Annotated in this window: 19 protein-coding genes; 12 read left to right on the top strand and 7 right to left on the bottom strand. The window is 59.9% G+C overall.

The genetic code is table 11. The features are described from left to right. Positions 1–11: 11 nt before the first annotated feature. Positions 12–2,006 (bottom strand): LTA synthase family protein, encoded by a 1,995-nt coding sequence (locus FCN80_RS04935; RefSeq protein ID WP_136988786.1) that lies wholly within the window; start codon positions 2,004–2,006, stop codon positions 12–14. Between the two features lie 760 nt (positions 2,007–2,766). Between FCN80_RS04935 and FCN80_RS04940 the strand changes: the two genes are divergently transcribed. Genes FCN80_RS04940 through FCN80_RS04955 form a run of 4 tightly spaced genes read left to right on the top strand, consistent with a single transcriptional unit; the run spans position 2,767 to position 8,811 of the window. Further along, positions 2,767–4,752, top strand: a complete 1,986-nt coding sequence (locus FCN80_RS04940; protein WP_136988787.1) for an SPFH domain-containing protein — start codon at positions 2,767–2,769, stop codon at positions 4,750–4,752. Between the two features lie 20 nt (positions 4,753–4,772). Then, entirely contained in the window at positions 4,773–5,771 is a 999-nt protein-coding gene (hflC, locus tag FCN80_RS04945; RefSeq protein WP_230492488.1) for a protease modulator HflC, read from the top strand. Continuing rightward, positions 5,768–6,835, top strand: coding sequence for a protease modulator HflK (hflK, locus tag FCN80_RS04950; protein WP_136988789.1), 1,068 nt, complete (start codon positions 5,768–5,770; stop codon positions 6,833–6,835). The genes hflC and hflK overlap by 4 nt, the downstream gene beginning before the upstream one ends. Further along, complete coding sequence (locus FCN80_RS04955; RefSeq protein ID WP_136988790.1) at positions 6,832–8,811, top strand: heavy metal translocating P-type ATPase; 1,980 nt, start codon at positions 6,832–6,834, stop codon at positions 8,809–8,811. The genes hflK and FCN80_RS04955 overlap by 4 nt, the downstream gene beginning before the upstream one ends. Before the next feature lie 102 nt (positions 8,812–8,913). Here FCN80_RS04955 and FCN80_RS04960 read toward each other — a convergent pair whose 3' ends face one another. The 4 genes from FCN80_RS04960 to FCN80_RS04975 all read right to left on the bottom strand — a co-directional run bounded on the left by FCN80_RS04960 (position 8,914) and on the right by FCN80_RS04975 (position 12,938). Continuing rightward, positions 8,914–9,606, bottom strand: coding sequence for a GntR family transcriptional regulator (locus tag FCN80_RS04960; RefSeq protein WP_136988791.1), 693 nt, complete (start codon positions 9,604–9,606; stop codon positions 8,914–8,916). 58 nt (positions 9,607–9,664) lie between these two features. After that, entirely contained in the window at positions 9,665–9,826 is a 162-nt protein-coding gene (locus FCN80_RS26700) for a hypothetical protein (RefSeq protein ID WP_230492489.1), read from the bottom strand. A 309-nt stretch (positions 9,827–10,135) separates the two neighbouring features. Further along, positions 10,136–11,596, bottom strand: coding sequence for an AMP nucleosidase (locus FCN80_RS04970; RefSeq protein WP_136988792.1), 1,461 nt, complete (start codon positions 11,594–11,596; stop codon positions 10,136–10,138). A gap of 253 nt (positions 11,597–11,849) precedes the next feature. Continuing rightward, complete coding sequence (locus tag FCN80_RS04975; protein WP_136988793.1) at positions 11,850–12,938, bottom strand: NADH:flavin oxidoreductase/NADH oxidase; 1,089 nt, start codon at positions 12,936–12,938, stop codon at positions 11,850–11,852. 91 nt (positions 12,939–13,029) lie between these two features. On the opposite strand from FCN80_RS04975, the gene FCN80_RS04980 reads away from it, so the two are divergent. Continuing rightward, positions 13,030–13,332 (top strand): ArsR/SmtB family transcription factor, encoded by a 303-nt coding sequence (locus FCN80_RS04980; RefSeq protein ID WP_136988794.1) that lies wholly within the window; start codon positions 13,030–13,032, stop codon positions 13,330–13,332. Between the two features lie 55 nt (positions 13,333–13,387). Here FCN80_RS04980 and FCN80_RS04985 read toward each other — a convergent pair whose 3' ends face one another. Next, on the bottom strand, positions 13,388–13,783 hold the full coding sequence (locus FCN80_RS04985) for a VOC family protein (protein WP_136988795.1): 396 nt from the start codon (positions 13,781–13,783) through the stop codon (positions 13,388–13,390). 180 nt (positions 13,784–13,963) lie between these two features. On the opposite strand from FCN80_RS04985, the gene FCN80_RS04990 reads away from it, so the two are divergent. The 7 genes from FCN80_RS04990 (at position 13,964) to dmsD (ending at position 23,114) form a co-directional block, all read left to right on the top strand. Continuing rightward, entirely contained in the window at positions 13,964–14,746 is a 783-nt protein-coding gene (locus FCN80_RS04990; RefSeq protein ID WP_230492490.1) for an IclR family transcriptional regulator, read from the top strand. A 264-nt stretch (positions 14,747–15,010) separates the two neighbouring features. After that, positions 15,011–15,535, top strand: a complete 525-nt coding sequence (locus tag FCN80_RS04995) for a tripartite tricarboxylate transporter TctB family protein (RefSeq protein ID WP_170975320.1) — start codon at positions 15,011–15,013, stop codon at positions 15,533–15,535. Positions 15,536–15,556: 21 nt separating this feature from the next. Then, positions 15,557–17,068 (top strand): tripartite tricarboxylate transporter permease, encoded by a 1,512-nt coding sequence (locus FCN80_RS05000; RefSeq protein ID WP_136988797.1) that lies wholly within the window; start codon positions 15,557–15,559, stop codon positions 17,066–17,068. 65 nt (positions 17,069–17,133) lie between these two features. Beyond that, a complete protein-coding gene (locus FCN80_RS05005) occupies positions 17,134–18,123 on the top strand; it encodes a Bug family tripartite tricarboxylate transporter substrate binding protein (RefSeq protein ID WP_136988798.1) in 990 nt (329 codons plus the stop codon). 1 nt (position 18,124) lies between these two features. Then, positions 18,125–19,507: an MmgE/PrpD family protein gene (locus FCN80_RS05010; protein WP_136988799.1), complete on the top strand. Its 1,383-nt coding sequence runs from the start codon at positions 18,125–18,127 to the stop codon at positions 19,505–19,507. Between the two features lie 317 nt (positions 19,508–19,824). Next, a complete protein-coding gene (locus FCN80_RS05015; RefSeq protein ID WP_136988800.1) occupies positions 19,825–22,269 on the top strand; it encodes a DMSO/selenate family reductase complex A subunit in 2,445 nt (814 codons plus the stop codon). 209 nt (positions 22,270–22,478) lie between these two features. Next, positions 22,479–23,114 (top strand): Tat proofreading chaperone DmsD, encoded by a 636-nt coding sequence (gene dmsD / locus FCN80_RS05020; protein ID WP_230492491.1) that lies wholly within the window; start codon positions 22,479–22,481, stop codon positions 23,112–23,114. A 24-nt stretch (positions 23,115–23,138) separates the two neighbouring features. On the opposite strand, the gene FCN80_RS05025 is transcribed toward dmsD, so the two are convergent. Beyond that, a complete protein-coding gene (locus FCN80_RS05025) occupies positions 23,139–24,440 on the bottom strand; it encodes an Nramp family divalent metal transporter (protein ID WP_136988801.1) in 1,302 nt (433 codons plus the stop codon). Positions 24,441–24,588: the final 148 nt, after the last annotated feature.

Raw genomic sequence — 24,588 nt, forward strand, 5'->3', positions numbered from 1 at the left:
GTCGGAAAGGGTCAATCGCTATAGCCTTTAATGCGGGCGTTTAACTGCCAGCGCAGTAACGCGGGATAAGCGATCAGGCGTTGCCTCAGGGTTTTGTCCACCGGCAACGCCCGGGATTGCAGAAGCAGACTGCCGTCCGTCGCCCACGGATAGAAGGCCGGTCGGCCCGCCAGGGGATAAGCGCCTTTATCATCCACCCATAATTCGACGTTATAGCCGAACGCCCGGCGGGTATCGTCCGTCGGCGCCAGCATATTGCGACCGCCCAGTGCCTGGTAGGGGGTATCCGACAGGGAGTAGGCATACAGGGTGGGCAAAATATCCTTGTGGGAACCGACCCGCGCCGGATCGTAGCGCCAGGCGCAGTGCGCGAGGATTTGACGCGGCACATACAAATAGAAAGGCACGCCGCGATCAAGAAACTGCTCCCGCGGATATACGGCTTTCAGCCGACGCATTTGATGGTCGCCGCTGGCGGCGATAAGGGTATGATCGGCCAAGGGCGAATTTTTGATGGCGGCGATAAATCGGCCCAGCGCATCGGTACTGTATTGGTACGTTTGCAAAATAATTTTCTGCGCCGGCGCGGAAACTTCCGCATGGGCCATCATCTCCGGCGTGGCGTCCACCGGTAGCGGCCGGTAATGGGGCGGTACGATATAAGGCGGATGATTGGTGACCGTCAGGATGCTGATAAACATCGGACGATTGCTTTCGGCCAACAGTTTCGCCGCCAGACGAAATGCGTACTCATCCGGCACGCCCCAATCGGTTATTTCCCGTCTTGATTCAGGATAAAGGCTTTCCAACGTTTCCTGGCCATACACCTTGTCCACTCCCTGATAGGGCAGATAATTGCCCAGGTTGCGCCACATCAGGCTGCCTGAGGTGATAAATACCACCTGGTAGCCGGCCCGCTTATAGAGGGCATAGGGCGTGTCGGTCAACACCACGTGTTGCGCCGAGGAATGGCTGATATTTTGCGCGGGGCTGTGGAAGAACAGGGCGGCGAAGGAGGGCGCCGTGCCGTTGCCCTCCGAAACGAAACGATGGAAAACAAAATCGTTGGCGAACGGCTCGCGCAGGGCGCCAAGCAAATCGTTATCCGGCATCTGATCGAAAGCCAGCATGTTGCTGCCCATGCTTTCCATCAATACCATGACCACATTGGGGTGGTGAGCCGCCAGCCATGGATTGGCCGGCGTGCGTTCTTGCAGCGAATCCAGCCCGGCCTGGCGCAACAGTTGCGCGCCGGTTTGCCGTGATACCGGTTTGAAACTGACATCTTCCTGGTAATCCCCAAAGGCCCAGGAAGCGGCCATCAAACCGTTGGGGGCGAGTTTGTTGAGCGCGGTGATAGTTGAGATTTGCGTATCATTGCGCCGCAGGGGAAAGGTACTGAAACTGCCGCGCGCCATGGCGGCGAACACCGCCAGGTTGAACAGCAAATAGAGGACGAAAAGGCCGGCCGGCCAAGGCCTTTTTATCGACCGGCCGGCGGTGGACAGAAAAAACCGGATTAATAGCATATCAAGGACGGTTATTGCCAAGACCGCCAGCATTCCCCGGACAATGGGGTAGTCTTGCCAGAGGGTTATCAATACCGCGCCGGCATCATCATCCTTGAGACCAAAGGCAAAAATATCAATAAAATCATGAAAAGTCTGGTAGTAATAAAAGTTGACAACGGAAAACAGGAGAATGATAAACGCCACTAACCCGCCATAGACGTAAATGCCGCGGGTGAGCCAACCCCAGCTTCGTTCTCCCATGGCGATAATCAGGCCAAACAGGAGACCGGGAAGCAGCAAAATGGCGATGACCCGCAAATCAAAACGGATCCCGGTCAGCCACAGGGTTTCCATAGCCCCCGGATGGCCGGCCATAAGCCGCGGGTCGACGAAAACACGCAGCATCCAATAACGAGACAGGAGCAAAACCACGGCCAGGATGCCCAATTGGCACCACAGTGTGCGTAATAACGTGCGGATACGGAGCTGATACATTGCTTTTCCTGATTATCGACTCATCATCTTTTTGGATTATTCGAGGTGCATGAGTAATTGATTAATTGTAATAATATTTATTTTGTAAATAGTTTCACAAACTCAAGTTCTACCAAATATCAACAAGAAGAGGATAAAAGCGGGCGATTTTATCAATTCGTGCGAAACGGCGATGGGCCATACCGGGGATTATTTCGCGGCCCCTTCACCCGGCGGCCGTTTTCGTGTTTAGGCTGGGAAAGGCGTTTGGTGTCAGTAATACGCCAATAGCGGTTTATTATTCCGGCTTTTAATGATGGTCTTGAGAGAATAAAGATATAAATTTTAATTATTGCATTTATGATAGTTGATTGTTTGTGATGTTATTCAAGGGTTACTAACGGGTCGCATTGACATAGAGGGGACGCGCTCGCTTAACCCGCGTTATTGTCGCCACCATGGCGGCGGGGTTCTCCTGCCTCAAAACCGTAGGCGGAACGGGGGAAGGTTAAATGCCGGCGCCCGTCCGATAGCAGGCGGGCCGACCCTGGCGCCCACCGCCCGGTCTTAATTGTTACCGTTGCAATACAAAGTTGTTCGCCTTTCTGCCGACGCAATGTTATATAGTCAAGCGAGATTGAAGCATGCCGCTTCACTCGCCGCCGACGCGTTACACCGTTCCCGCGATATCTGGCGGGCGCCGGAGTGCCAAGCCGCGCGGTAAAGCGCTATGCGGCGGAACAAGGATCCTCTTTTCCATGCAGCCATTATTCGAGTAGTCATGCGCGTTGATCTGGATAATCCCGATGGGGATATCGCCGCGTTGCCGCGTTTCCAGCGCGCCGCCCATCAATCAGTGATATTGCGCCGGCTTACGCGCGTGCTTGCCGTGATCGCCGCCGCCCTGTTGCTGCCGGCGCTGCTTTTCGATTGGATTGCCCCTGATTCGCTTTGGTTGCCGCTGGTTTGTAATAATCTTGCAGCCTTGCTGGCGCTGGCGACCACCGTCCAATCGGCGCGTGGGGTGACTTTGTGGCGATCCGCCGCGCTAAACGCGACAGGTTCCGCGGTTGCGCCGCCATCGGGCGGGGAAACGGCGCCGGACGATACCAAGCCGTCGGCCGAGGTGTCCCTGGGCAAGGTAGGTAACGCCGCGTGGGCCGCGGGCCCGTTCGGCCGTTGGCTGCGCGACGGGTTGCGGCGGGTGGATATCGGCGCGGTGTGGCTCTGCGGCGGGTCGTTGCTCACGCTGCTCATTGTCCGCGCCGGCTGGAATGCCGTCGGCGCGCCGCAAAATCCCGATCAGGGCGCGTATGTCGGTGTCGCCTTACTGGCCGTGGCCGTTTTCGCGCTATTGGTGCTGGAGCGGCATCTGGCGGCCTGCACGGCGGGGGAATGGCCGGAAAGCGCTACGCTGGCCGCCATGGCGCGCCTGGTGATGGGCGTTCAACTGCTGGGAATTCCCTGCTTGCTCTTTGCCGGCGCGGCGGTGCCCTGGCCGCATTATCTGGCGCTGGCCGCAGGTCTGTTGCCGGCGCTGGCCGCGCTGGAATTGCTGGCGCGCGGTTTGTTCACGTTCTTCATTCCTCTGCGCGCGCGGCAAGAACCCAGGATGACGGCCGAGAGTCTGATTGCAGCGCAGTTTTGCTGGCCGCCGCGGCCGTTTGGCCTGCTCCATCGGGAATTGCAACAACGATTTGGCATCGATCTGCGACAGATCTGGGCGTTTACCTTTATGCGCCGGGCATTTCTGCCAATAGTGGCCGCGCTGGCGCTCATTGGCTGGCTACTGACCGGTGTGACTCAGGTGCCGCTGGACGCCCGTGGTATCTATGAGCGCTTCGGCAAACCGGTGAATGTGCTCGCGCCGGGACTGAATATCGGCCTGCCCTGGCCGTTCGGCCGGGTGCGCATGGTGGAAAACGGCGTGGTGCATGAACTGGCCACCGGATCCGACGGCGGCGGGCCCGGCGATGAACCGGCCCCGGCCGAAGGCCCGGCGCCGGAGAGCGCCAATCGGCTGTGGGACGCTTATCACCCCAGCGAAAAGTCACAGGTCATCGCAAGCGTGGCCGGCGATCGGCAGAGCTTCCAGATTGTGAACATGGATGTACGAATTATCTATCGTATCGGCCTGAGCGACGAGGCGGCGCTGGACGCCACGTATCACACCGCCGACGTGCCGGGATTGATTCGCAGCACCGCCAACCAGGTGCTGGTCCATGATTTCGCCTCTCGCACCCTGGATGGCGTATTAGGGGATCAGCGGGCCGTGTTGGCGCGGGATGTCGGCAAAGTGGTGCAGGCCCGGCTCGATCAGATGCGCAGCGGCGTGGAAATCATGGCCATCGTCATCGAAGCCATTCATCCGCCGGCCGGCGCGGCCAATGCTTATCACGGCGTGCAGGCCGCGCAGATTGCGGCCCAGGCCCTGATTGCCCGGGAACGGGGCCGGGCGGCGGAACAGTTGAATGCCGCCCAATTGGCCGCCAGCCTGGCCGCCGATCGGGCCACCGCCGCCGCTCATGAAAACCTGGCGCAGGCGCAGGCCGCCGATTTGCGTTTCGCCGCCGAGCGTACCGCCTGGCGCAAGGCCGGCCAGGCCTTTCTGACTGAAAGGTATTTTACGCAACTGGGGACGGCCCTCGATAAAACGCCTTTGCTGGTACTTGATCACCGTATCGCCGGCGGGCAACCGTCAACCCTGGATTTACGCCGTTTCCCCGAGCCCCTTGTCGACGCCCCCGCGCCTGGGACCGGACACTGAATTATTGCCGGAGAACACCTTTGAGCCCGTCACATCATCACGATCATGATGCTCCCGTTATCCGATCCGGACTTTGGCGCCGAATCGGCCTGGCATTACTGTTATTGATTTTTGTCGTCGCGGCGGCTTGCCTGGTGCAGGTCCGTTCCGGCGAGGCCACGGTCATTACCCGTTTTGGCAATCCGGTGCGGGTATTGATGAAGCCCGGCCTGGCCTGGCGGCTGCCGGCGCCGTTCGAGTCGGCCGTTCCGGTGGATCTGCGGGTGCGCACCACGTCCAGCGGCTTACAGGATGTGGGTACCCGGGATGGCCTGCGCATCATCGTGCAGGCCTATGCGGTATGGCAGGTGCAGGCCGATCCTGTCCATGTGCAGCGTTTCATGCGGGCGGTGCAGAATCAACCTGATGAGGCGGCGCGCCAGATCCGTACCTTTGTCGGTTCGGCGTTGGAAACCGCCGCCAGCGGTTACCCCCTGGCGGATCTGGTGAATACCGATCCGTCGCGGGTGCGGCTGGCCGATTTTGAACAGCGGGTGCGCGGACAAATCGCCCAAACGCTGGGGCAGACTTACGGCGTGCGTTTGGTGCAAGTGGGCATCGAGCGTCTGACCTTGCCGTCGGTGACGTTGGGCGCCACGGTCGATCGTATGCGCGCCGAGCGGGAAACCATCGCTACCGAACGTACCGCCGAAGGCAAACGCCGGGCGGCGGAGGTCCGTTCCGCCGCCGAGCGGGACGCCCGCATCATCCAGGCCGACGCCTCGGTGAAAGCCGCCGATATTGAAGCCCAGTCCCAGGTGCAGGCCGCGGAAATCTACGGCAAGGCCTACGCCAGTTCGCCGACACTGTATAATCTGCTGCGCTCGCTGGACACGCTGGGCACCATCGTCAATGGCCGTACCCGACTGGTGTTGCGCACCGATGCCGCACCGTTCAGCGTGTTGGTTAATGGTCCGCCGCAATTACCGCCGCCGACGACGACGCCGACGCCGCCCGCTTCGGGATGCGCGCGGCCATGACAGGCCCGACGATGCGGGAGCCGGGCCGGGACGGCCCCTGGCTACAGGCCGGTCGCCTGGCGTTTTGGGCATTGTGCGTCGTGACGCTGCTCACCGCCGGCGACTGGCTGCTGACCAACGTACGGCAAATCGGTCCCGACAGCCAAGCCGTGGTGTTGCGTTTCGGCGCATTGAACCGGTTGCGGCACGCCGGACTGCTGCTGGCCTGGCCGCGGCCGTTTGAAGACGTGGTGGTGCTGCCCGCGGCCGATCGGATACTTGAACGGCGGGTGGTCGGGCTGTTGCGTTCGACCGAGGCGCAACAGGCGGATTACAGCGGCGGTTTGCCCAACGACACGCTGGCCGGGTCCGGCTATTTGCTGACCGGCGATGCCGGCGTGGTGCAATTGGATGTGCGGGTGTTTTATAAGATCAATCGGCCCTATGAATACGTGGTGCAAAAGACGCATGTCGGACCGGCGCTGGATCGACTGGTGGAACGGGCGGCCGTGGTGATTTGCGCGTCCCGCGATCTGGACGCTATCCTGGTGGCCCGCCCTGAGCTGGTAAGCAACGACAGCGCCGCGGTGCAAAGCCGCGAGCGGCTGCGTGGGGATTTACGGCAAAATATCAACCAGAGCCTGCGAACGCTGGAGGCCGATGGCCTGGGCCTGGGGATCGAAATTGAACGGGTGGACGTGCAATCCTCGCTGCCGGAGAAAGCGGTCAGCGCTTTCAATGCCGTGCTCACTTCCAGCCAGTTGGCCGAACAAGCTATCGCCAGCGCGCAAAATGACGCCACGCGCCAGTTGCAAACCGCCAACCAGGCCGCCGACCGGACGCTGCGAATCGCCCAGGCCGCGGCCAGTGAACGTTTGGCCAAGGCCCGGGCGGATACCGCCAGCATCAGCAGCCTGGCGCATACGTTGGCCACCGGCGCGGATCCCGGTATCCTCTGGCGCTTGTATCGCGATCGGATTGCGGCGATTTTCGCCCAGGCCGGCTCGGTGACCGCTGTCGATCCCCATGAGGATGATCATTTGATTCTACAAGGCGTCGACGTAAACGATGGAGCGAAAAAATGAGCGAACCGGCCGCGTCTTCCCACCATCACGCCCATCACGATCATCACGGCCATCATCACGCCCCGCTGACCGGCGCGGCGCTGACCCGTGGAGAACAACGGATCATTGCCCGCCAGCTCGGCCTGGCCATGGGCGCTTTCGGCTTGCTGGCGCTGGGGTTGCTTTGGCGCTGGCTGGCGCCGCAACAAGACGGGGTGGGGCAGTTGTTGCTGGGTATCGCTTCGTTGTTGGTGGCGGTGCCGGTATTTCGCTCCGGTTGGCATAGCCTGCTGCATCCCACGCTGCACGGCATTACCGACCAACTGATCGCCCTGGCGATGATCGGCGCCTGGGCGACCGGCGATTTACTGACCGCCGCATTGTTGCCGATCATCATGATCTTCGGCCATGTGCTGGAAGAGCGCAGCGTTATCGGCTCGCAGGAAGCCATCGAATCCTTGGGGCGTCTGACGCGCAGTCAGGCCAGAAAAATCGGCGTCGACGGCGAGGTTCAGTCTATCGATAACGATCAATTGCGCCCCGGCGATCGGGTGGAGGTGCGCGCCGGCGATCGCGTACCGGCGGACGGGGTGGTGCTGGAGGGGGCGGCCAGCCTGGATACCGCGCCCATCACCGGCGAGTCGGTGCCGTTGGAGGCCGCCGTCGGCATGGCGGTCTACGGCGGTTCCATCAATCTGGACGGATTGCTGCGTATCGAAGTCACGCGAATTGGCGACGATTCCACCCTTGGCAAGGTCATCGCCCTTATGCAACAGGCGGAAGGTGCGAAGCCGCCTATCACCCGGCTCTTGGAGCGTCATGCCGGCCAATACCTGCTGCTGGTGTTGCTGATTGCCGCGTCCACCTGGTTTGTGTCCAACAATGCCCAGGCGGTACTGGCCGTACTGGTGGCCGCGTGTCCCTGCGCGCTGGTGCTCTCGGCGCCGGCCACCGCCATTGCCGGCCTGGCCGTGGCCGCGCGTCACGGCATTCTTATCCGCGGCTCGGCGTTTCTGGAGGAACTGTCCTCGCTGACATCGCTGATTATTGATAAGACCGGCACGCTGACCCATGGCGCTTTGCGGCTACAAGAGATCCGCGCCGAACCGGGAATGCCCGTCGACACCGTCCGACGTCTGGCGGCCAGCCTGGGCGCGACCAGCAACCATCCGGTCAGCCGGGCGCTGGCCGGTCTGGCGCCGGCGGCGGACTTCATTCCCCTGCGCGCCGTCGGTGAACAGCAGGGGTTTGGCGTTAGCGCCGACACCGCGCTGGGTGAAGCGTTACTGGGACGGCCGGAACTGTTCGCCGGACGGGGTATCGCCGCCTCGCGCCCTCCCGAGCACGACGGGCCCTTGGTCGGCCTGGCGCTGAACGGCGTATTCTGCGCCTGGTTATTATTGGCGGATAAGGTACGGCCGGAGGCCGGCGACGCGCTGGCGGATCTACGGCGCCTCGGCCTGGGGCGGCAGGTTTTGCTCACCGGCGATCGCCGCGCGGTGGCGGAGGATATCGCCGGGGCGGTGGGCATTGGCGAAGTCATTGCCCAGGCATTGCCGGAAGACAAACTCGTGCGGGTCGGCGCGGAAATTCGTCAGGGGTTCCGTCCGCTGGTGGTGGGTGACGGCATTAACGATTCGCTGGCGCTTAAGGCCGGCGTGGTGGGGGTGGCCATGGGCGCCGGCGGCGCTGATATCGCGCTGGCCTCGGCGGACGTGGTGCTGATCGGCAGCGACTTGCGCCGCCTCGGCACCTGCGTGCGTTTGAGCCGTCAATGCCGGCGCACCCTGCAAATCAATATTTTCATCGGCCTGGGCTGGACGGTGCTTATCGTGGCGGCGGCGGCTTTCGGTCTGCTGGGCGCCGCCGGCGCGATGATCGCAGCGGTGCTGCATAATCTCAGTACGCTGCTGGTGCTGGGCAATGCCGGCCGGCTGCTGCGTTTCGATGAGCCCTTGGGGCCGACGGATAACGGCAAAGCGGCGTCCTCACGCTAACGGGCGGAATATCCCTTTGCGTCGCGCAAAGGGACGGGCGGTCCGGCCCCGCCCTCGCGGCGAAGATTCGGCGCCCGGGGCGAATCGCGGTCGAACGGTCTTCTACAGGCTGTCTTCCTCAAACCAATTGCGATAACGCTCTTCCACCTGGGTCAGGGAGAAGATCATTTCTTTGAGATGATGGCGCATGGCCTGCTCGGCGGCATCGGCATCACCGGCGATGATCGTCTCAAGGATCCGGCTGTGTTGTGCTATCAGGTCCGCCGGCGGCGATTCCTTGCTCAGGGTAAGATAGCGCACCCGGTCCATGCCCGCCTTGATGTTTTCAATGGTTTCCCAAGCCAGTTCACAATGCACACTCTTGGCCAGACCAAGATGAAACTCATCGTCCAGCAGCAGAAATTCGTAAGGATCGTTTCTGTCCGCCGCCCGTTTTTGCTGCTCGATCATCGCGCCAAGCCGGGCGATATCCTCCGCTCCGGCCTCCTGGGCTACCCGCCGTACCACGGCGATTTCAATGGCCTCGCGGATAAAGCGTCCATCGGCCACATGACGGGCGGAAATCTTGCGCACAAAGGTGCCCCGTTGGGGAAGAATTTGTACCAGGCCGGTTTCCGCCAATTTAATGAAAGCTTCGCGCACCGGCTGCCGGGAAATTTTATAGCGGGTGGAGATTTCATTTTCCGACAGGGTGGAGCCGGGATGAATAGTGCAGGACACAATGTCCAGACGTAAAAAGCGGTATATCTGTTTGCTGACTGATTCGTAGGGTGTGATCTCTCGGGTCAAGGGCATAAGAATTCAATTTTAAAAAGACAAAAAGGAATTCGGTAAGTCTAAAGAAGGGGGCCGTTCAACGCCAGTTCTTTAACCTCCCCTGAGGTGATCGGGTCGCCGGGCGCCAGCCGAACGCCAATGCCAGATAGCCCACGATTGGCCCGCTGACCGCGCCGCCCAGCGGTGAGCCGGCGCTGAGAAATCCCATGGCGGTGGCCGCCTGTTTTTGGGGAGCCAACCGTTAATCATTTTATTGGCCGAGGCGCAAATCGGTCCTTCGGCCATGCCGAACAGAATGCGCAGAACCAGCAACGACCAACAAAAAAACGATTATCCAGCGTAGATGACGAAACATGGCAACTCCAGTTCAGCATAATGGTGTGTAGGGCGACCGAGGCGGTTAACAAACGATAGGCCTACCGGTCGAGGGTTAATATCACCTTGCAGCAGTGCCGCGGATCCTTTTCAAAAAAGGTCATGGCCTCTTCAAGTTGCGCGCTGCGTGGTTAGCCTCCGGTCAGGCCCCATGGCATGACCGACGGGAAATTTAACGGAAGGGGGGTTCGTTGAAGGTGCGCAGTTTGCGCGAATGCAGGCGATCGCCCTCGGCGCGGAGTAAATCAATGGCGGTAATGCCGATTTGCAAATGCTCGGAAATGGCGCCTTCGTAAAACCGGTTGGCCTGGCCGGGCAATTTGATTTCGCCATGCAATGGCTTATCCGATACGCATAACAACGTACCGTAGGGTACCCGGAAACGGTAGCCCTGCGCGGCGATGGTGGCGCTTTCCATATCCACCGCCACCGCGCGGCTGAGATTGAAACGCAACGCCGAGGCGGAATAGCGCAGCTCCCAGTTACGATCGTCGGTGGTCACGACCGTGCCGGTGCGCAGCCGTTGCTTAACCTCTTCGCCCGGCATGCCGCTCACTGTTTTGGTGGCATCGTATAAGGCCCGCTGCACTTCGGCGATACTGGGAATGGGAATGTCCGGCGGCAACACCGCGTCCAGCACATGGTCGTCGCGCAGGTAAGCGTGCGCCAGCACATAATCGCCGATGGACTGGCTTTCGCGCAGACCGCCGCAATGGCCGATCATTAGCCAGGCGTGCGGGCGAAGAACCGCAAGATGATCGCAGATGGTTTTGGCATTGGAGGGACCGACGCCGATATTGACCATGGTGATACCCCGGCCGTGCCGGGGTATCAGATGGTAAGCCGGCATCTGGTGCTTTTTCCAGGCCAGATCCGACACCGCCTGCGCGGGGTCGGCGGTCTGGGATGTCACATATTTGCCGCCGGCGCAGGATAAGGCCTGATAGGGACTGGCGGGATCGGCGATTTGCCGGCATGCCCAATCAACAAACTCGTCCACATAGCGGGTGTAATTGGTAAACAGGACAAAGGGCTGAAAATGCTCCGCCGGCGTGCCGGTATAGTGTTTGAGCCTGGCCAGGGAAAAATCGGTGCGCAAGGCATCGAAGTGCGTTAAGGGAAAATGCGTGGAAGAGGAGAACACGCCGTCCGCGGTTTCATCCCCTATCTGGGAGAGCTCGGTCGTGGGAAAATGCTGGGCGAGAACAGCGCTCAGGGAGCGGTCAAGGGCCAGATCGGCGCCGTCGATAACATAGGGAAACGGAATCTCGTGCCGGGATGGCGCCACTTCGATAACGGCGGCGTATTCCCTTTCCAGCATGAGCAGTTGATCGGACAAATAAGGCCGAAACAGTTCGGGACGGGTGATGGTGGTGGCGTAACAACCAGGATGGGTGAAACGTCCCCAGGCGCGATTTTTGGGCTGGCCTGTCGTTACGCCATCCCAGGTGACGCGCAATTCGGGGTAGGCAAACAGCCCCGCCGCCCGCGCCTCGGCGTTGGGGAGCCGATTGTGACGGACGAATTCCTCAATGGCGTTACGTAGCGCCGATACCGAGTGGTCATACAACGTATGCAGTTTTTCAATGGCCTGAAGAGCCGTAAGGCTGGTGCCGGACGCAGTGTTGTTCACGCTTTCTCCTTGTATACCCTGAAAACTTTGAGTCGCTTCTTCGCGGGCGGCGTTCGGCCCCCTGGATAGCAACGGCCGATGCGCCCGAGTGAGCGCGCCGGTCGTCGCGAGACAATACGAAGCCGTTAGCGTACATGCTACCACTACTGTAGATCGTATCGCGGTATTATTCCTGGCCGGCGGGCGTCGAGATCTGATTTCGCCCTGGGAAGGCGTGAGGGTCTCGGGCGGCCCGGAGCGGGCCGCCCCTGCATCAATAGCGTTCCAGCCAGTGGGCGTAAGGCGCGGGAAGGGTCCAGGAAGGGCGGTCTATGCCCAATTCCCGGGCGGCGGCGTAGCTCCAGTGCGGATCGGCCAAATGCGCCCTGCCGACCATCACCAGATCCAACTGGCCCTCGGCGACGGCCTGTTCCGCCAGCGCGGGCGTGCCGAAACCCCAGGCGGACGACACGGGGATATCCGCCTCCTTCCTGACGCGCTGGGCAATGGGACCCATGAACGCCGGCCCCCAGGGAATATTGGCGTCCGGTATGGAGAAACCGATGCTGACGCTGAGCATGTCCAATCCGGCTTGTTTGAAACGCCGGGCCAGTTCGATGGATTCGGTAAGGGTCTGTTCGTCACGGCCGTCGAATTCGATAACGCCGAACCGGGCGGTCAAGGGTAAATGCTCCGGCCAGACTTGCCGGACGGCCGCCAGCGTTTCCAACAGAAAACGGCCGCGGTTTTCCAGGCTGCCGCCGTACTGGTCGTCCCGCTGATTGGAATGCGCAGAGAAAAAGCTTTGTCCCAGATAGCCGTGGGCGAAGTGCAGTTCAAGCCATTCGAAGCCGGCATCGCGCGCCCGTCGCGCCGCCGCCGTGAAATCATCCCTTACCCGGCGAATATCGTCTAAGGTCATTGCGCGGGGCACTCTGGGTAATTGAGCGCCGAACGGGATGGCTGATGGCGCGATGGTCTGCCAACCGCGCGGATCGTCGGCGGGGATATGATCATCGCCTTCCCAAGGACGATTGGCGCTGGCCTTGCGGCCGGCATGGCCGATTTGGATGCCGGGCACCGCGCCGGCCGCTTTGATGGCTTTTACCGCCGGCACGAAGGCTTCTGCCTGGGCGTCATTCCAGATACCGGCGCACGCCGGGGTGATGCGGCCCTCGGGAGACACCCCAGTGGCCTCAACGATCACCAGACCGGCGCCGCCGCGGGCCATGGAAGCCAGATGTACCAGATGCCAGTCGTTGATAACGCCGTCGACGGCGGAATATTGACACATGGGCGGTACCGCGATGCGGTTGCGCAGTGTGACATCCTTGAGTTTGAAAGGCTGAAAAAGAGCTGACATGGATATTTTCCCGGTTGGTTGGAGGATATTTTTGTAATTCGATAATATTCGAATTATAGATATCGGGCAACCGGTTTGCTATCATTCGTCCATGCGACCTTTCAAACACCCCGCCAGCAGTGAATTCGCCCTTGAGCGCGTGCTGTACGCCTTAAGCGACCCCTTACGCCTGGAAATCGTCCGGCGGTTGGATCAACTGGGAGAGGCCAGCTGCGGCGAACTGGACGGCGGCCGCCCCAAATCCAGCGTTTCCCATCATTTCCGGGTATTGCGCGACGCCGGCTTGGTCTTCACCCACAGCATAGGCACCACCCATATTAACCGGCTGCGCCGCAGCGAAATGCAAGAACGCTTCCCCGGGCTGCTGGAAGCCATTCTCGCCCAGCGTCCTTGAAACGCCGCCGGACGGGAAAGCATGGCGATATCGCGGCTGGCGCGGCCACGCGTCATCAGAACGTCCAACTGCGATCGATCGTGGCGATATCGATTTCAACGCCGTCCGGATCCAGGAATTTGAAAAAACGGGGGGGGACCTGCGCTTTATCCTCGCCGTAGTACGCGATCCCGTATTCTTTCAAACCTTCGATAACGGCGACGATATTGTCGGTTTCCACGCCGATATGGTTCGGGCCCAGGGTACCCTGGGCCCAGGGCGCGAACGCCACGCGCTCATCGGGGCACAGGAGTGAATAATTGACTTCCCCGTCGCTCATGTCGATGGCTTTTCCCGGGTAGTGGCCTGGGGTACGGACCGGACCCAGGCGCTTAAAACCGAGCACCTTTTCATAGAAGGTCGCGGCTTTCTCAAGATCTTTTGTGACGACACCTATATGGCGAATACGCATCCCAACTCTCCTCTATGATGATAATGTCTTCTATAAGGAAATTATGTCCTCATTAAGGACGAATCGGATATTGCAACGTACATTTTACAAAGTCAATAGTACTATGTTCTTCTTGTGGACAAGGGATCACAAAATTGACAATATTGTCTGGTATACAGAATACAAATCAAGGGGTGATATGTGCGTGATGTTCCAAATACCACTGGCGGCGGCGAGCCGAGCTACCCCATTTCATCGGTGGACAATGCACTGCGCCTGCTATTGCTGTTCAGAGAACAGCAAAGCATGCGTCTGACCGAGGCCTGCACTTATCTCGGGGTGGCGCATTCCACCGCGCATCGCCTGCTGGCGATGCTGATACATAGGGGATTTGTCCGACAGGACGACACGAGGGCCTACCGGCCAGGCCCGATGCTGGTGGAAATCGGACTGGCGGTGGTGCAGAAAATGGATGTGCGTATGCAGGCGCGTCCGTTTCTGGAAAAACTGGCGTCCCGATTCGGCGAAACCGTTCATCTGGTGACGCTCGAAAGCGATAAGGTCCGCTATATCGACGCGGTGGAAAGCGATCGCACCCTACGGGTTATCGCCAGGACCGGTCAGGTGCTCTATGCCCATTGCACGTCGGCGGGCAAGGCAATGTTGGGAGAACTGACGCCGCAGCAGGTGCGAACACTCTACGCCGACAAAAAATTACCGCCGCAGACCGCCAGTTCCATCAAATCCCTCCAGGCGCTGGAAAGCGCCCTGGAAGACGTGCGTAATCTGGGCTATGCCACCAACTATGAAGAGAGCGAGGAAGGGGTCGGGTCGGTGGCCATCGCACTGATTAATGGCGCCAATCGTCCCATCGCCTCCATCGCCGTGGCCGTCCCGGTAACCCGGCTGGTGCCGGAAATGCAGGCCAACATCGTTAAGGCCCTCAAAGAGGTGCGCCAGCAGTTTCGCGATCTGTCCACCTGAACAAGGCCCCCGCCGCTATGTTCGGCGGGGGATCGAGTCTTTGCGCGCGGCGCGTCGGGTTTTCCCGTCGGCGCCGTTTTTTTTCGCGGCGGGGATCGGGGGCGCGTTGCCGGTCTCGGATACCGTTTACGCCAAAAAGGCTTGTTGTATCACATTGTCGCAACGATTCCGGCGACGGTTCTTGACGCAGAATGGAATATCTCTTATATCTCGCGAGGTGATGTCGATAGAAAAGAAACTATGTCTGGTATACGGAGGTATGGAATGCATCGTACTGATGTTGCTTTTGGAAGCGTAGTCACCGCAGTGGCGGCCGCCGTGTTGATCATGGCCTGGCAATTGCCGTTTTATCTGAACAATGTTCCCGGTCCGGGATTCGTGCCGCGCATCGTCGCCATTATTTTATTGGTTCTTGGCCTGATACAGGTCTGGCAAAGCCTGAGACCGACCACGCCGGAAGTTCGCGCGGTGGGGGCGGTCAACCCCATCGAAACAAAAACGCACGGGAAACCGGATCCCGCGGAAATGTCCCCACGTTTTTTTCCTAAACGCACCCTGGCGGTTTTTCTGGGATATGTGGTGTCTGTTCCGCTTTTTGCACTGTTGGGATTTGTCGTGACGGGTATGCTGCTCATGGCCTACTTGCTGCTTTGGGTAGAAAAGCGGCGCCACATGTTCGCCTACGCCGCCATCATCGCCGCACCTATCGTCATCTATATCCTGTTCGTCCAGATACTCGACATCGAGTTGCCCACGGGGTTGTTCAATACCGGGATTTTGGGTATCTGACGATTAAAAGAGAAAATCATCATGTCCCTACTCTACAATATGTTCGATGGCTTCGCGACGGCGTTATCTGTCATCAATCTGATGTGGATAATCCTTGGCGCGCTGCTGGGAACGCTTATCGGTATTTTGCCCGGCCTGGGCAATCCGGCGGCGACGCTGGCCATTTTACTGCCGCTGACATTGCGCTTGCCGCCCACCACCGGCCTGATCATGATGGCTGGAATCTATCACGGCTCAAAATTCGCCGGCGCGACCACGGCAATTTTATTGAATATTCCCACCGAAACCTCTTCAGTGGTTTTGTGCTACGACGGCCATGCGATGGCCAAGCAGGGACGGGCGGGCGCGGCGATGGGCATGTCGGCGATTTCCGGGTTTATCGCCAGTACCATCGGCGTCATCGGTCTGACCTTCGCCGCGCCGCTGGCCGCGCGCCTGGCGGTGGAATTCGGACCGCCGGAATTCGCCATGTTGATGCTGTTCGGCCTGCTGCTGGTGATCTCGATGGCCGGCAAGTCCCCTGTCAAAGGCCTGATCTCGATGTGCTGCGGGCTGCTGGTATCTACCGTCGGCGCGGATATTTTTTCCGGCGCCCAACGCTTTACCTTTGGCAGCGTCAACCTGTACGACGGCATCGAATTCCTGGTCGTGACCCTGGGATTATTCGCGGTGGGCGAAGTTCTCATCAATACCGGCAAAACCTTGAAAAAGGCCCAATCGGTCAGCACGCCGAAAAAACTGCGCGAATACCTGCCCAACTGGAACGACATTAAACAATCGCGTCTGGCCATCGCCATCGGCACCCTGGTCGGTTTTTTTATCGGTGCCATTCCGGGCGGCGGCTCGACTATCGCGTCGTTCGTGTCATACGCCATGGTGAAAAACACCGCCAAGGAACCGGAAAAATTCGGCACCGGCGTCATCGAAGGCGTGGCGGGCCCCGAAGCGGCCAATAACTCCGAATGCGGCGGCACCATGATCCCCCTGCTCAGCCTGGGTTTGCCCGGTAGCGCCAGCACCACGGTCATGCTGGCCGCATTGTTGCTATACGGCATTCAGCCGGGTCCGCAGTTATTCACCGTTCATCCCGAAATCGTCTGGCCGGTGATTGCCAGTCTTTATCTCGGGACCCTTGCCTTGCTGGTGCTTAACCTGCCCATGATCCCGCTGTGGGTGCAGATATTGCGCATACCCTACTGGTTCTTGTATCCGGTCATTTTGCTGCTGGCGGTGGTCGGCGCCTACAGCGTGCGCGGTTCGATTTTCGATGTGTACCTGTTGATGGGGTTTAGCGCTTTCGGTTATTTATTCCGCCGGCTGGGCGTGCCCGCCGCGCCCATGCTGATGGCGTTCGTGCTGGGGCCGGAGGCGGAACTGGCCTTCCGCCAATCGCTGATGCTGTCCAATAACCACCTGTCCATCTTTATCGATCGACCGATATCCGCGGGGATCCTCGGGGCGATCGTGCTTGTGGTGCTGCTGTCGGTACGCAGCCGCATCAAACAGCGTCGCAAGGTCGTCATCGCGCGCTGAGATTTCATTTTGACCTAAAACGGGCGCGCTTCCCGCCGCCGTCCGCATAACAGGAGATCACTATAATGAAGAAACTCTGCCAAGCGGCATTTTTGGCCGCCATGGGGGTAATGCTGACCGCCATGACGGCCTGTAATGACAGCGATGATGCGGCCAAACCCACCAATGTCCAGTTCGTGGTGGACACCGGTCCGGGCGGCGGCAGCGATCTGTTCGCCCGGCAAATCGTCAAGATCGCCCGCCAGAACAAAATAATGGATGAAAACTGGCCGGTACTGTCCCGTCCGCAGGGCGGCGGACTGGGCGCCATGAATTTTATGGGCGAAAAAAAGGGCCAGCCGAATTACATCGCGGCCTTCACCTCCAAATGGATTTCCAGTGGATTGACCGAGCCTAACGCCACCACCACCCTCAAGGATTTGACCGTAATCGCTATGCTGGCGGATGAACAGCAACTGGTGGCGGTCCCCGCCAGCTCCCCATACAAGACCTTTAAGGATTTCCTCGACGCGGCGAAACAGAATCCAGGCCAGTTGGTGCAGGTCGGCGGCGCCTATCAATCGGTTGATAATCTGGCGGCGTTGCAGATCCAGGCCAACACCGGTACCCGATGGAAATATCTGTCCTTCGCCGACGGCGGACCGCGCATCACCGCGCTGCTGCGCGGCGACGCGCAAATCATGATTGGCGCGCAAACCGATTTTTCCGAACAGGTGGCGGCCGGCAATCTGCGGTTGATCGGGGTGCTGGGGGATGCGCGCAATAAACAGTATCCCGATGTGCCGACGCTGGCCGAACAGGGCATACCGACGCAAGGCATACCCGATCAGTTGCAATTTCGCGGCATCGCGGCGCCAGCGGGTATAAAACCGGAAACCGTCGCTTATTACCGGGATATTTTCGCCAAAATGGTCAAAACGCCGGATTGGGAAAAGTACATGCAAGAAGAGGGCGAGAGAACGCAGTTCATCACCGGCGATGACTTGCAGCAGAAAATGGGTCAATACACCACGGATATCAAACAGTTAATCACGTTGTTGAAGAGGAATAAATAATATGTCTGTTGAAACGACCGATGTATCGGGGCCGGTCACCAAAACGCGGCAACTCGGCATATTCGCGGCCTCGATGACCTATGAGTCGCTTCCGCCGGAAGTGATCCACTATGGCAAACGGGCCTTCGTGGACTGGAGCGCGGCGGCTATCGCCGGCGCCGGCCAGCCCGGCGCGCGTAAACTGCAAAACGTGATCTCATCGCTGACCCAGGGCGGGACGGCGAGCGTGGTCGGCACGCGGTTGCGTACCAATGCGCCGTATGCCGCGCTGTGCAATGCTTATGCATCGCATTTGCTTGATTACGACGATGTCTTTAATCCCATCGAAACCACTATCCATCTCAGCTCCTGCGTCTGGCCGACGGTGGTGGCGATTGGTCAGTTGCGCGCCTTGAACGGCCGGGAAATGATCGCCGCCTATGTCGCCGGTTTCGAGACGGGGGCGCGAGTGGCGCAAGCCGCCGGCAATAGTCATTACCAAAGCGCCTGGCACGTCACCGGCACCATGGGGCATATCGCCGCCGCCGCCGCTGCCGCCAATGCCTTGAAACTGTCCGCCGAGGCGGCGACCCACGCGCTGGGTTGCAGCGCCACCCAGGCGGCCGGCATCCGGGAAATCTATGGCAGCGACGCCAAGGCCATTCATCCGGGAAAAGCCGCGATGGATGGCGTCATGGCCGGTCTGCTGGCCGAAGTGGGGTTCACATCCATGGATACGGCCATAGAGGGCCAACGCGGGCTATTAAACGCGGTCAGTCAGGATCCGGACTACGCTTTGCTGGTGGCGGGACTCAATCATCTTTGGCATTTGCCAAACAACGGACACAAGCTGTATCCCACGGCATCGCTTACCCATGCGCCCATTGAGGCCGGGATCGCGGCCTCCGCAGATTTGGCCGTCAAAGGCGAACCCGATGCCATTGAATTGCGGCTACATCCGTTTTCCGCCGCGGTAACGGCGCTGGCGCATCCGACTACCGGTTCCGAGGCCCGTTTCAGCACGCCGCATTGCCTCGCGGTGGCGCTGGCGAGGGGGAGGCTGGGGTTGGGGGATTTCGACGATGCCACCCTAAACGATTCCGCCATTGTCCGTTTGCGCTCACGGGTACGCATCCATGGGGATTCGTCCATGGACAAACGTGGCTGCAAGTTGGTCATCCACTGGGCCGATGGCAGACATGCCGATTATGCTATTTTGCGCAACCGGGGAACGCCGGATGCGCCGTTATCGGATCCAGATCTCTCGGACAAGCTGATCGCCGCCGTGGGCGGCCTGGGGGATAGCGATACGGCAACCGGATTGGTGGAGCAGTGCTGGGCGCTGGACCAGGCGCGGGATATCAACGGGATAATGAAAAAAATGACTGACGACTTGGCCGGGTGAATGGCCGGGGGAAAGTAAGACGGTAAAACGCGGCGCCGGACGTTCCGTCAGGCCGACCGGCGCCGGCGATAGGCCGCGGCGTGGCGCGCGAAGACGACGATTTGTTTGACATGGCACAGGATTTCCTTTGCCGACAAAGCATACAGTGGAAAGCAGTGGTGAGGTCAACGCCTTGCGTCAGGTATAGGCCGCGTCAGGTGAAATGCGCCGAGGCGTTAAGCGCGCAAATCATGGGAAATATGACCGGCTCTCGGAGTTATTCACGGCGATAGGGCGTTCGCGGATATTTCACGGCGATACTTCTAAGCGAGCCTATCATGGACATCTCCGTATTCGATTCTCCGGCCGCGTGGCGGCTATCCAGACGACGCCTATTAAAAAACATGTCGTGTTGCGGCCTGGCGCTGGCGGCCGGCGGCATCGCATTGCCATTCGCCGGCGAAGCCCGGGCGGCGTCGAAGGCCGATTCGAGCTTACCCGCAACCGATGTGGTCTGGAGCGCCTGTACTGTCAACTGCGGCAGCCGTTGTCCCTTGCGCATGCATGTGCGGGACGGTGAAATCGTCTATGTTGAAACCGATAATACCGGCGATGACGCCTATGAAGGGCTGCATCAAGTGCGTGCCTGCTTGCGCGGCCGCTCCATGCGCCGCCGGGTTTATCACCCCGACCGGCTTAAATATCCCATGCGGCGGGTGGGCGAACGCGGCGAAGGCAAATTTGAACGTATCAGTTGGGACGAGGCGTTTGATCTGATCGCCGGCAATTTGCAGCGCATCATCAAGACCTACGGCAACGAGGCGGTTTATCTTAATTACGGCACAGGAACCCTGGGGGGAACCCTGACCCGGTCCTGGCCGCCGGGCAAAACGCTTATCGCCCGGCTCATGAACTGCTGCGGCGGCTACCTGAACCAGTATGGCGATTATAGCGCGGCCCAGATTGAAGCCGGTCTGAACTATACCTATGGCGGCTGGGCGGACGGCAACAGTCCTACCGATATCGTCAATAGCAAGCTGGTGGTCATGTTCGGCAACAATCCCTGCGAAACCCGTATGAGCGGCGGCGGGGTCACCTATCTGCTGGAGCAGGCCAGGGCGCAAAGCCATGCGCGGATGATCGTGATAGACCCCCGCTATACCGATACCGCCGCCGGACGGGAAGACGAATGGATTCCCCTGCGTCCGGGCACCGACGCGGCGCTGGTGGCCGGTCTGGCCTATGTGCTTATCACCGAAAACTTGATCGACAAGCCGTTTCTGGACACATACTGCGTCGGTTATGATGAAAAAACCCTGCCTGCCGGCGCGCCCGCCAACAGCCATTATAAAGCCTATATATTGGGCCAGGGCGAGGATGGCGTCGCCAAAACGCCAGCCTGGGCCGCCGCCATCACCGGCGTACCCGCCGCGCGCATCATCGGGCTGGCCCGGGAGATCGGCTCGACCAAGCCGGCCTACATCTGTCAGGGGTGGGGACCGCAGCGCCACGCCAACGGCGAGCTTACCAGCCGGGCTATTCCGATGCTGGCCATCCTGACCGGCAATGTCGGTATTTCGGGCGGCAACAGCGGCGCCCGGGAGAGCGGTTATGAAATTCCCTTCGTGCGGATGCCGACATTGGATAACCCGGTAAAGACCACGATATCCATGTTTACCTGGACCGATGCCATTGCGCGCGGCCCGGACATGACCGCGCTGGCGGACGGCGTTCGGGGCCGTGATCGGTTGGTGGCGCCGATTAAATTTATCTGGAACTACGCCGGCAATTGCCTGGTAAACCAGCATTCGGAAATTAATCGCACCCACGACATCTTGCGTGACGATAAACAGTGCGAAATGATCGTGGTCATTGATAATCACATGACCGCGTCGGCCAAATATGCCGATCTGTTGCTGCCGGATTGCACCGCGTCTGAACAGAGCGATTTTTGCATGGATGCGTCCAGTGGCAATATGGGCTATGTGATCTTCGCCAGCCAGGCCATCGCGCCGCGATTCGAATGCAAAACCGTCTACCAGATGACATCGGAAATCGCCCGTCGGATGGGGGTCGGGCAACAATTTACCGAGGGCCGCAGCCAGGAGGAATGGCTACGCTATCTTTACCAGCAGTCCAAGGCGGCGGTGCCGGGATTGCCGGCCTATGAGCAATTTCGCGCGCAGGGTATTTACAAACAGCGCGATCCCGCCGGGCATTTCGTGGCTTACCGGGATTTCCGGGCCGATCCGCAGGGGCACCCGCTCACCACCCCGTCGGGGAAAATCGAGATTTACTCCGACGCCTTGGCGAAAGTGGCGGCTCAATGGCAATTGGCGAAGGGGGATGTGATTCATCCGCTGCCGATATACAGCGCCGGTTTCGAAAATTACGATGATCCGCTGGCGGCGAAATACCCCTTGCAGCTTATCGGCTTTCATTACAAGTCGCGCACCCACTCCACCTACGGCAATGTCGCCGTTCTCCAGGCGGCCTGTCGGCAGGAAATATGGGTAAACCCCCTTGACGCGAGCCGCCGCGGCATCGCCAACGGCGATCTTATCCGGGTCTACAACGATCGCGGCGAAGTGCGCATCAACGCCAAGGTCACGCCGCGTATCATGCCCGGCGTGGTTGCTCTGGGGGAAGGCGCCTGGTATGCGCCGGACGCCGACCGTATCGATCACGGCGGCAGCATCAATGTCCTGACCACTCAGCGGCCGTCGCCGCTGGCCAAAGGCAACCCTTCCCATACCAACCTGGTGGAGGTGGGTAAACTTTAAGGGCCGTTTATGGATAATGCCGCCTCAAGGTTTTAACGGATGACGGAAGACGGCGGCGCGCGGGGAGGGGGCGAGAGGCCAGGGACGGCTGAGACCGGGAAAATCTTTGCAAAGCATGAACATTGATATCCGATGGTATACTGGGTAACGCATAAAATCGTTTCACAGGTGGGCGACCCGCCATGATGCCCGCAAAAAAAGGAAGGCATATGTCCGAACTTACAGAGATGCGCTGGCAGCGCGTGGCCCTGAGCGGCCGGGTGTTGGGCCAGTTGTTATCGGCGCCGCCCGATGCGCCGGCCTGCCAGTCGCTATTGGCAAACATGCTGGATGAGAGTTGGATTGACGAGTGGCCGTATGGCGAGCCTGATGATCTCCAGGAAATAGCCGGCTTGTTTACCGCCGGATTGGCCGACAATGTCGCTGAAACGCCCCAGGAGGCTTATCAGCGGTTATTTATCGGCCCTTATGCTTTACCGGCGCCGCCCTGGGGCTCGGTGTATCTGGACAAAGAAAGCGTTCTGTTCGGCGAATCGACCCTGGCGCTCAGGCGCTGGCTGCGTGAAAACAGCGTCAGCCTGGAGCGACAGGGCAACGAACCGGAGGATCATATCGGTACGCTACTGTTGCTTGCGGCCTGGCTGGCGGAGCAGGGACGGACCCGCGAGGGGGATGTGCTGCTGGCGGAGCATCTCTTTCCCTGGGTGTTTCGCTTCCTGGCATTGCTGGAAACACATGCCGCGCAACCGCTCTATCAGGGCACGGCCGCCCTGACCCGGTTGACGCTTACGGCCTGGCGGGCGGAATGTCCCCTGGCGGTTCCGCCCCTTGAGCTGTATTTCTGACTTGCCGCCGGGCGAGCGGGCGTCTTACCCCATTCCCGGCAGGGGCACGCCGAAAAACTGCAATACCAGTACCAGGTTGAGCAATAAAATAATCACGGTTGCCGCCGTGGCGACCAGGCCGGTCAACCGCGAGTTGGCGAACGATCCCATGATGTCCCGGCGGCGGGTGAACAACACCAGGGCTATCATCGGCGCCGGCAGGGCCAGGCTCAGCACCACCTGGCTGTAAACCAGGGCCGTGGTCGCATTAATGCCCATCGCCACCACCGCGAACGCCGGCAGCATGGTGACCAGCCGGCGCAGCCAGACGGGAATGCGGAAACCGACGAAGCCTTGCATGATAATCTGGCCCGCCATAGTGCCCACCACGGAACTGGAGACGCCGGAGGCGATAAGCGATACCAGAAAAATGCCGGCGGCCGAACCGAGCAACGGGGTCAAGGTGTGGTAGGCGCTTTCAATTTCCGCCACATCCGGGTGCCCGGCATGGAAAGCGCTCGAGGCCATCACCACCATCGACAGGTTGACCAGGCCGGCCAGCGTCAGGGCGACGATCACCTCGATATTGGAAAAACGCAGTAGAATGCGACGTTCGCCGGTTTTCTGCGCCAGGCTGCGCCCCTGGCTCAGCCCCGAATGCAGGAAGATGGCGTGGGGCATGACGGTGGCGCCGATAATACCCACCGCCAGGGTCAGCGCGCCGCCATCCGGCAGCCGGGGGATCACCATGCCCATACCGGCGGCGGACCAGTCGATGGGCACGATGAACATCTCCAGCAGATAGCACAGGGCGATAATGCCCACCAGACCGCCGATGATGAGTTCGATGGGACGAAACCCCTTGTTTTGCAGCAATAACAGCAGATAAGTGACAACGGCGGTGATTGCCATGCCCCATAACAGGGGTAAGTGCATCAACAAGGACAGCGCAATGGCGCCGCCAAGGAATTCCGCCAGATCAGTGGCCATGGCGGCGATTTCGCTGACAATCCACATTAGCCATACCACCGGCGCCGGGAACTGATCGCGGCACATTTCCGCCAGATTGCGCCGTGTCACGATGCCCAGTTTGGCCGACAGGGCCTGAAACAGAATGGCGATCAGATTGGCCATGACCACCACCCACAGCAAGGTATAGCCATAGCGCGCGCCTGCCTGGATATTGGTGGCGTAGTTTCCCGGGTCCATATAGGCGATGGAAGACACCACCGCCGGGCCGGCGAATAAAAAAGGCGTCAGCAGGCCGCGCTTGCCGCCTGATAACACCCGGCCGATGGCGGCATTGGTGCGTTCTGTCAAAGTGGGCCGTGCGGCCGGTTGATGCATGCTGATCCCTTTAGATTGCCTTTTTGCAAACCGGTTTAATTTTGTTCTATTCTATGCTGATAATGTAGCTGATGCTACATTTCGTTCAAGGCGTAACATTCCTATTTTTATTCACGCCGCTTGTCTTGTGAAAGACTTTAGTGGTCGA

It is taken from the genome of Martelella alba, from assembly GCF_005217455.1.
Classification (GTDB): Bacteria; Pseudomonadota; Gammaproteobacteria; order Enterobacterales; family Enterobacteriaceae; genus Acerihabitans.

Bases quoted from the DNA above. Each gene is read 5' to 3' on its own strand.
- hflK (WP_136988789.1), top strand. From the start codon at position 5,768: ATGACAGGCCCGACGATGCGGGAGCCGGGCCGGGACGGCCCCTGGCTA.
- FCN80_RS05010 (WP_136988799.1), top strand. From the start codon at position 18,125: ATGTCTGTTGAAACGACCGATGTATCGGGGCCGGTCACCAAAACGCGG.
- FCN80_RS04940 (WP_136988787.1), top strand. From the start codon at position 2,767: ATGCGCGTTGATCTGGATAATCCCGATGGGGATATCGCCGCGTTGCCG.
- FCN80_RS05025 (WP_136988801.1), bottom strand. From the start codon at position 24,440: ATGCATCAACCGGCCGCACGGCCCACTTTGACAGAACGCACCAATGCC.
- FCN80_RS04985 (WP_136988795.1), bottom strand. From the start codon at position 13,783: ATGCGTATTCGCCATATAGGTGTCGTCACAAAAGATCTTGAGAAAGCC.
- FCN80_RS04960 (WP_136988791.1), bottom strand. From the start codon at position 9,606: ATGCCCTTGACCCGAGAGATCACACCCTACGAATCAGTCAGCAAACAG.
- FCN80_RS05000 (WP_136988797.1), top strand. From the start codon at position 15,557: ATGTCCCTACTCTACAATATGTTCGATGGCTTCGCGACGGCGTTATCT.
- FCN80_RS04980 (WP_136988794.1), top strand. From the start codon at position 13,030: ATGCGACCTTTCAAACACCCCGCCAGCAGTGAATTCGCCCTTGAGCGC.
- FCN80_RS05005 (WP_136988798.1), top strand. From the start codon at position 17,134: ATGAAGAAACTCTGCCAAGCGGCATTTTTGGCCGCCATGGGGGTAATG.
- FCN80_RS04935 (WP_136988786.1), bottom strand. From the start codon at position 2,006: ATGTATCAGCTCCGTATCCGCACGTTATTACGCACACTGTGGTGCCAA.
- dmsD (WP_230492491.1), top strand. From the start codon at position 22,479: ATGTCCGAACTTACAGAGATGCGCTGGCAGCGCGTGGCCCTGAGCGGC.
- FCN80_RS05015 (WP_136988800.1), top strand. From the start codon at position 19,825: ATGGACATCTCCGTATTCGATTCTCCGGCCGCGTGGCGGCTATCCAGA.
- FCN80_RS04955 (WP_136988790.1), top strand. From the start codon at position 6,832: ATGAGCGAACCGGCCGCGTCTTCCCACCATCACGCCCATCACGATCAT.
- FCN80_RS04975 (WP_136988793.1), bottom strand. From the start codon at position 12,938: ATGTCAGCTCTTTTTCAGCCTTTCAAACTCAAGGATGTCACACTGCGC.
- FCN80_RS04995 (WP_170975320.1), top strand. From the start codon at position 15,011: ATGCATCGTACTGATGTTGCTTTTGGAAGCGTAGTCACCGCAGTGGCG.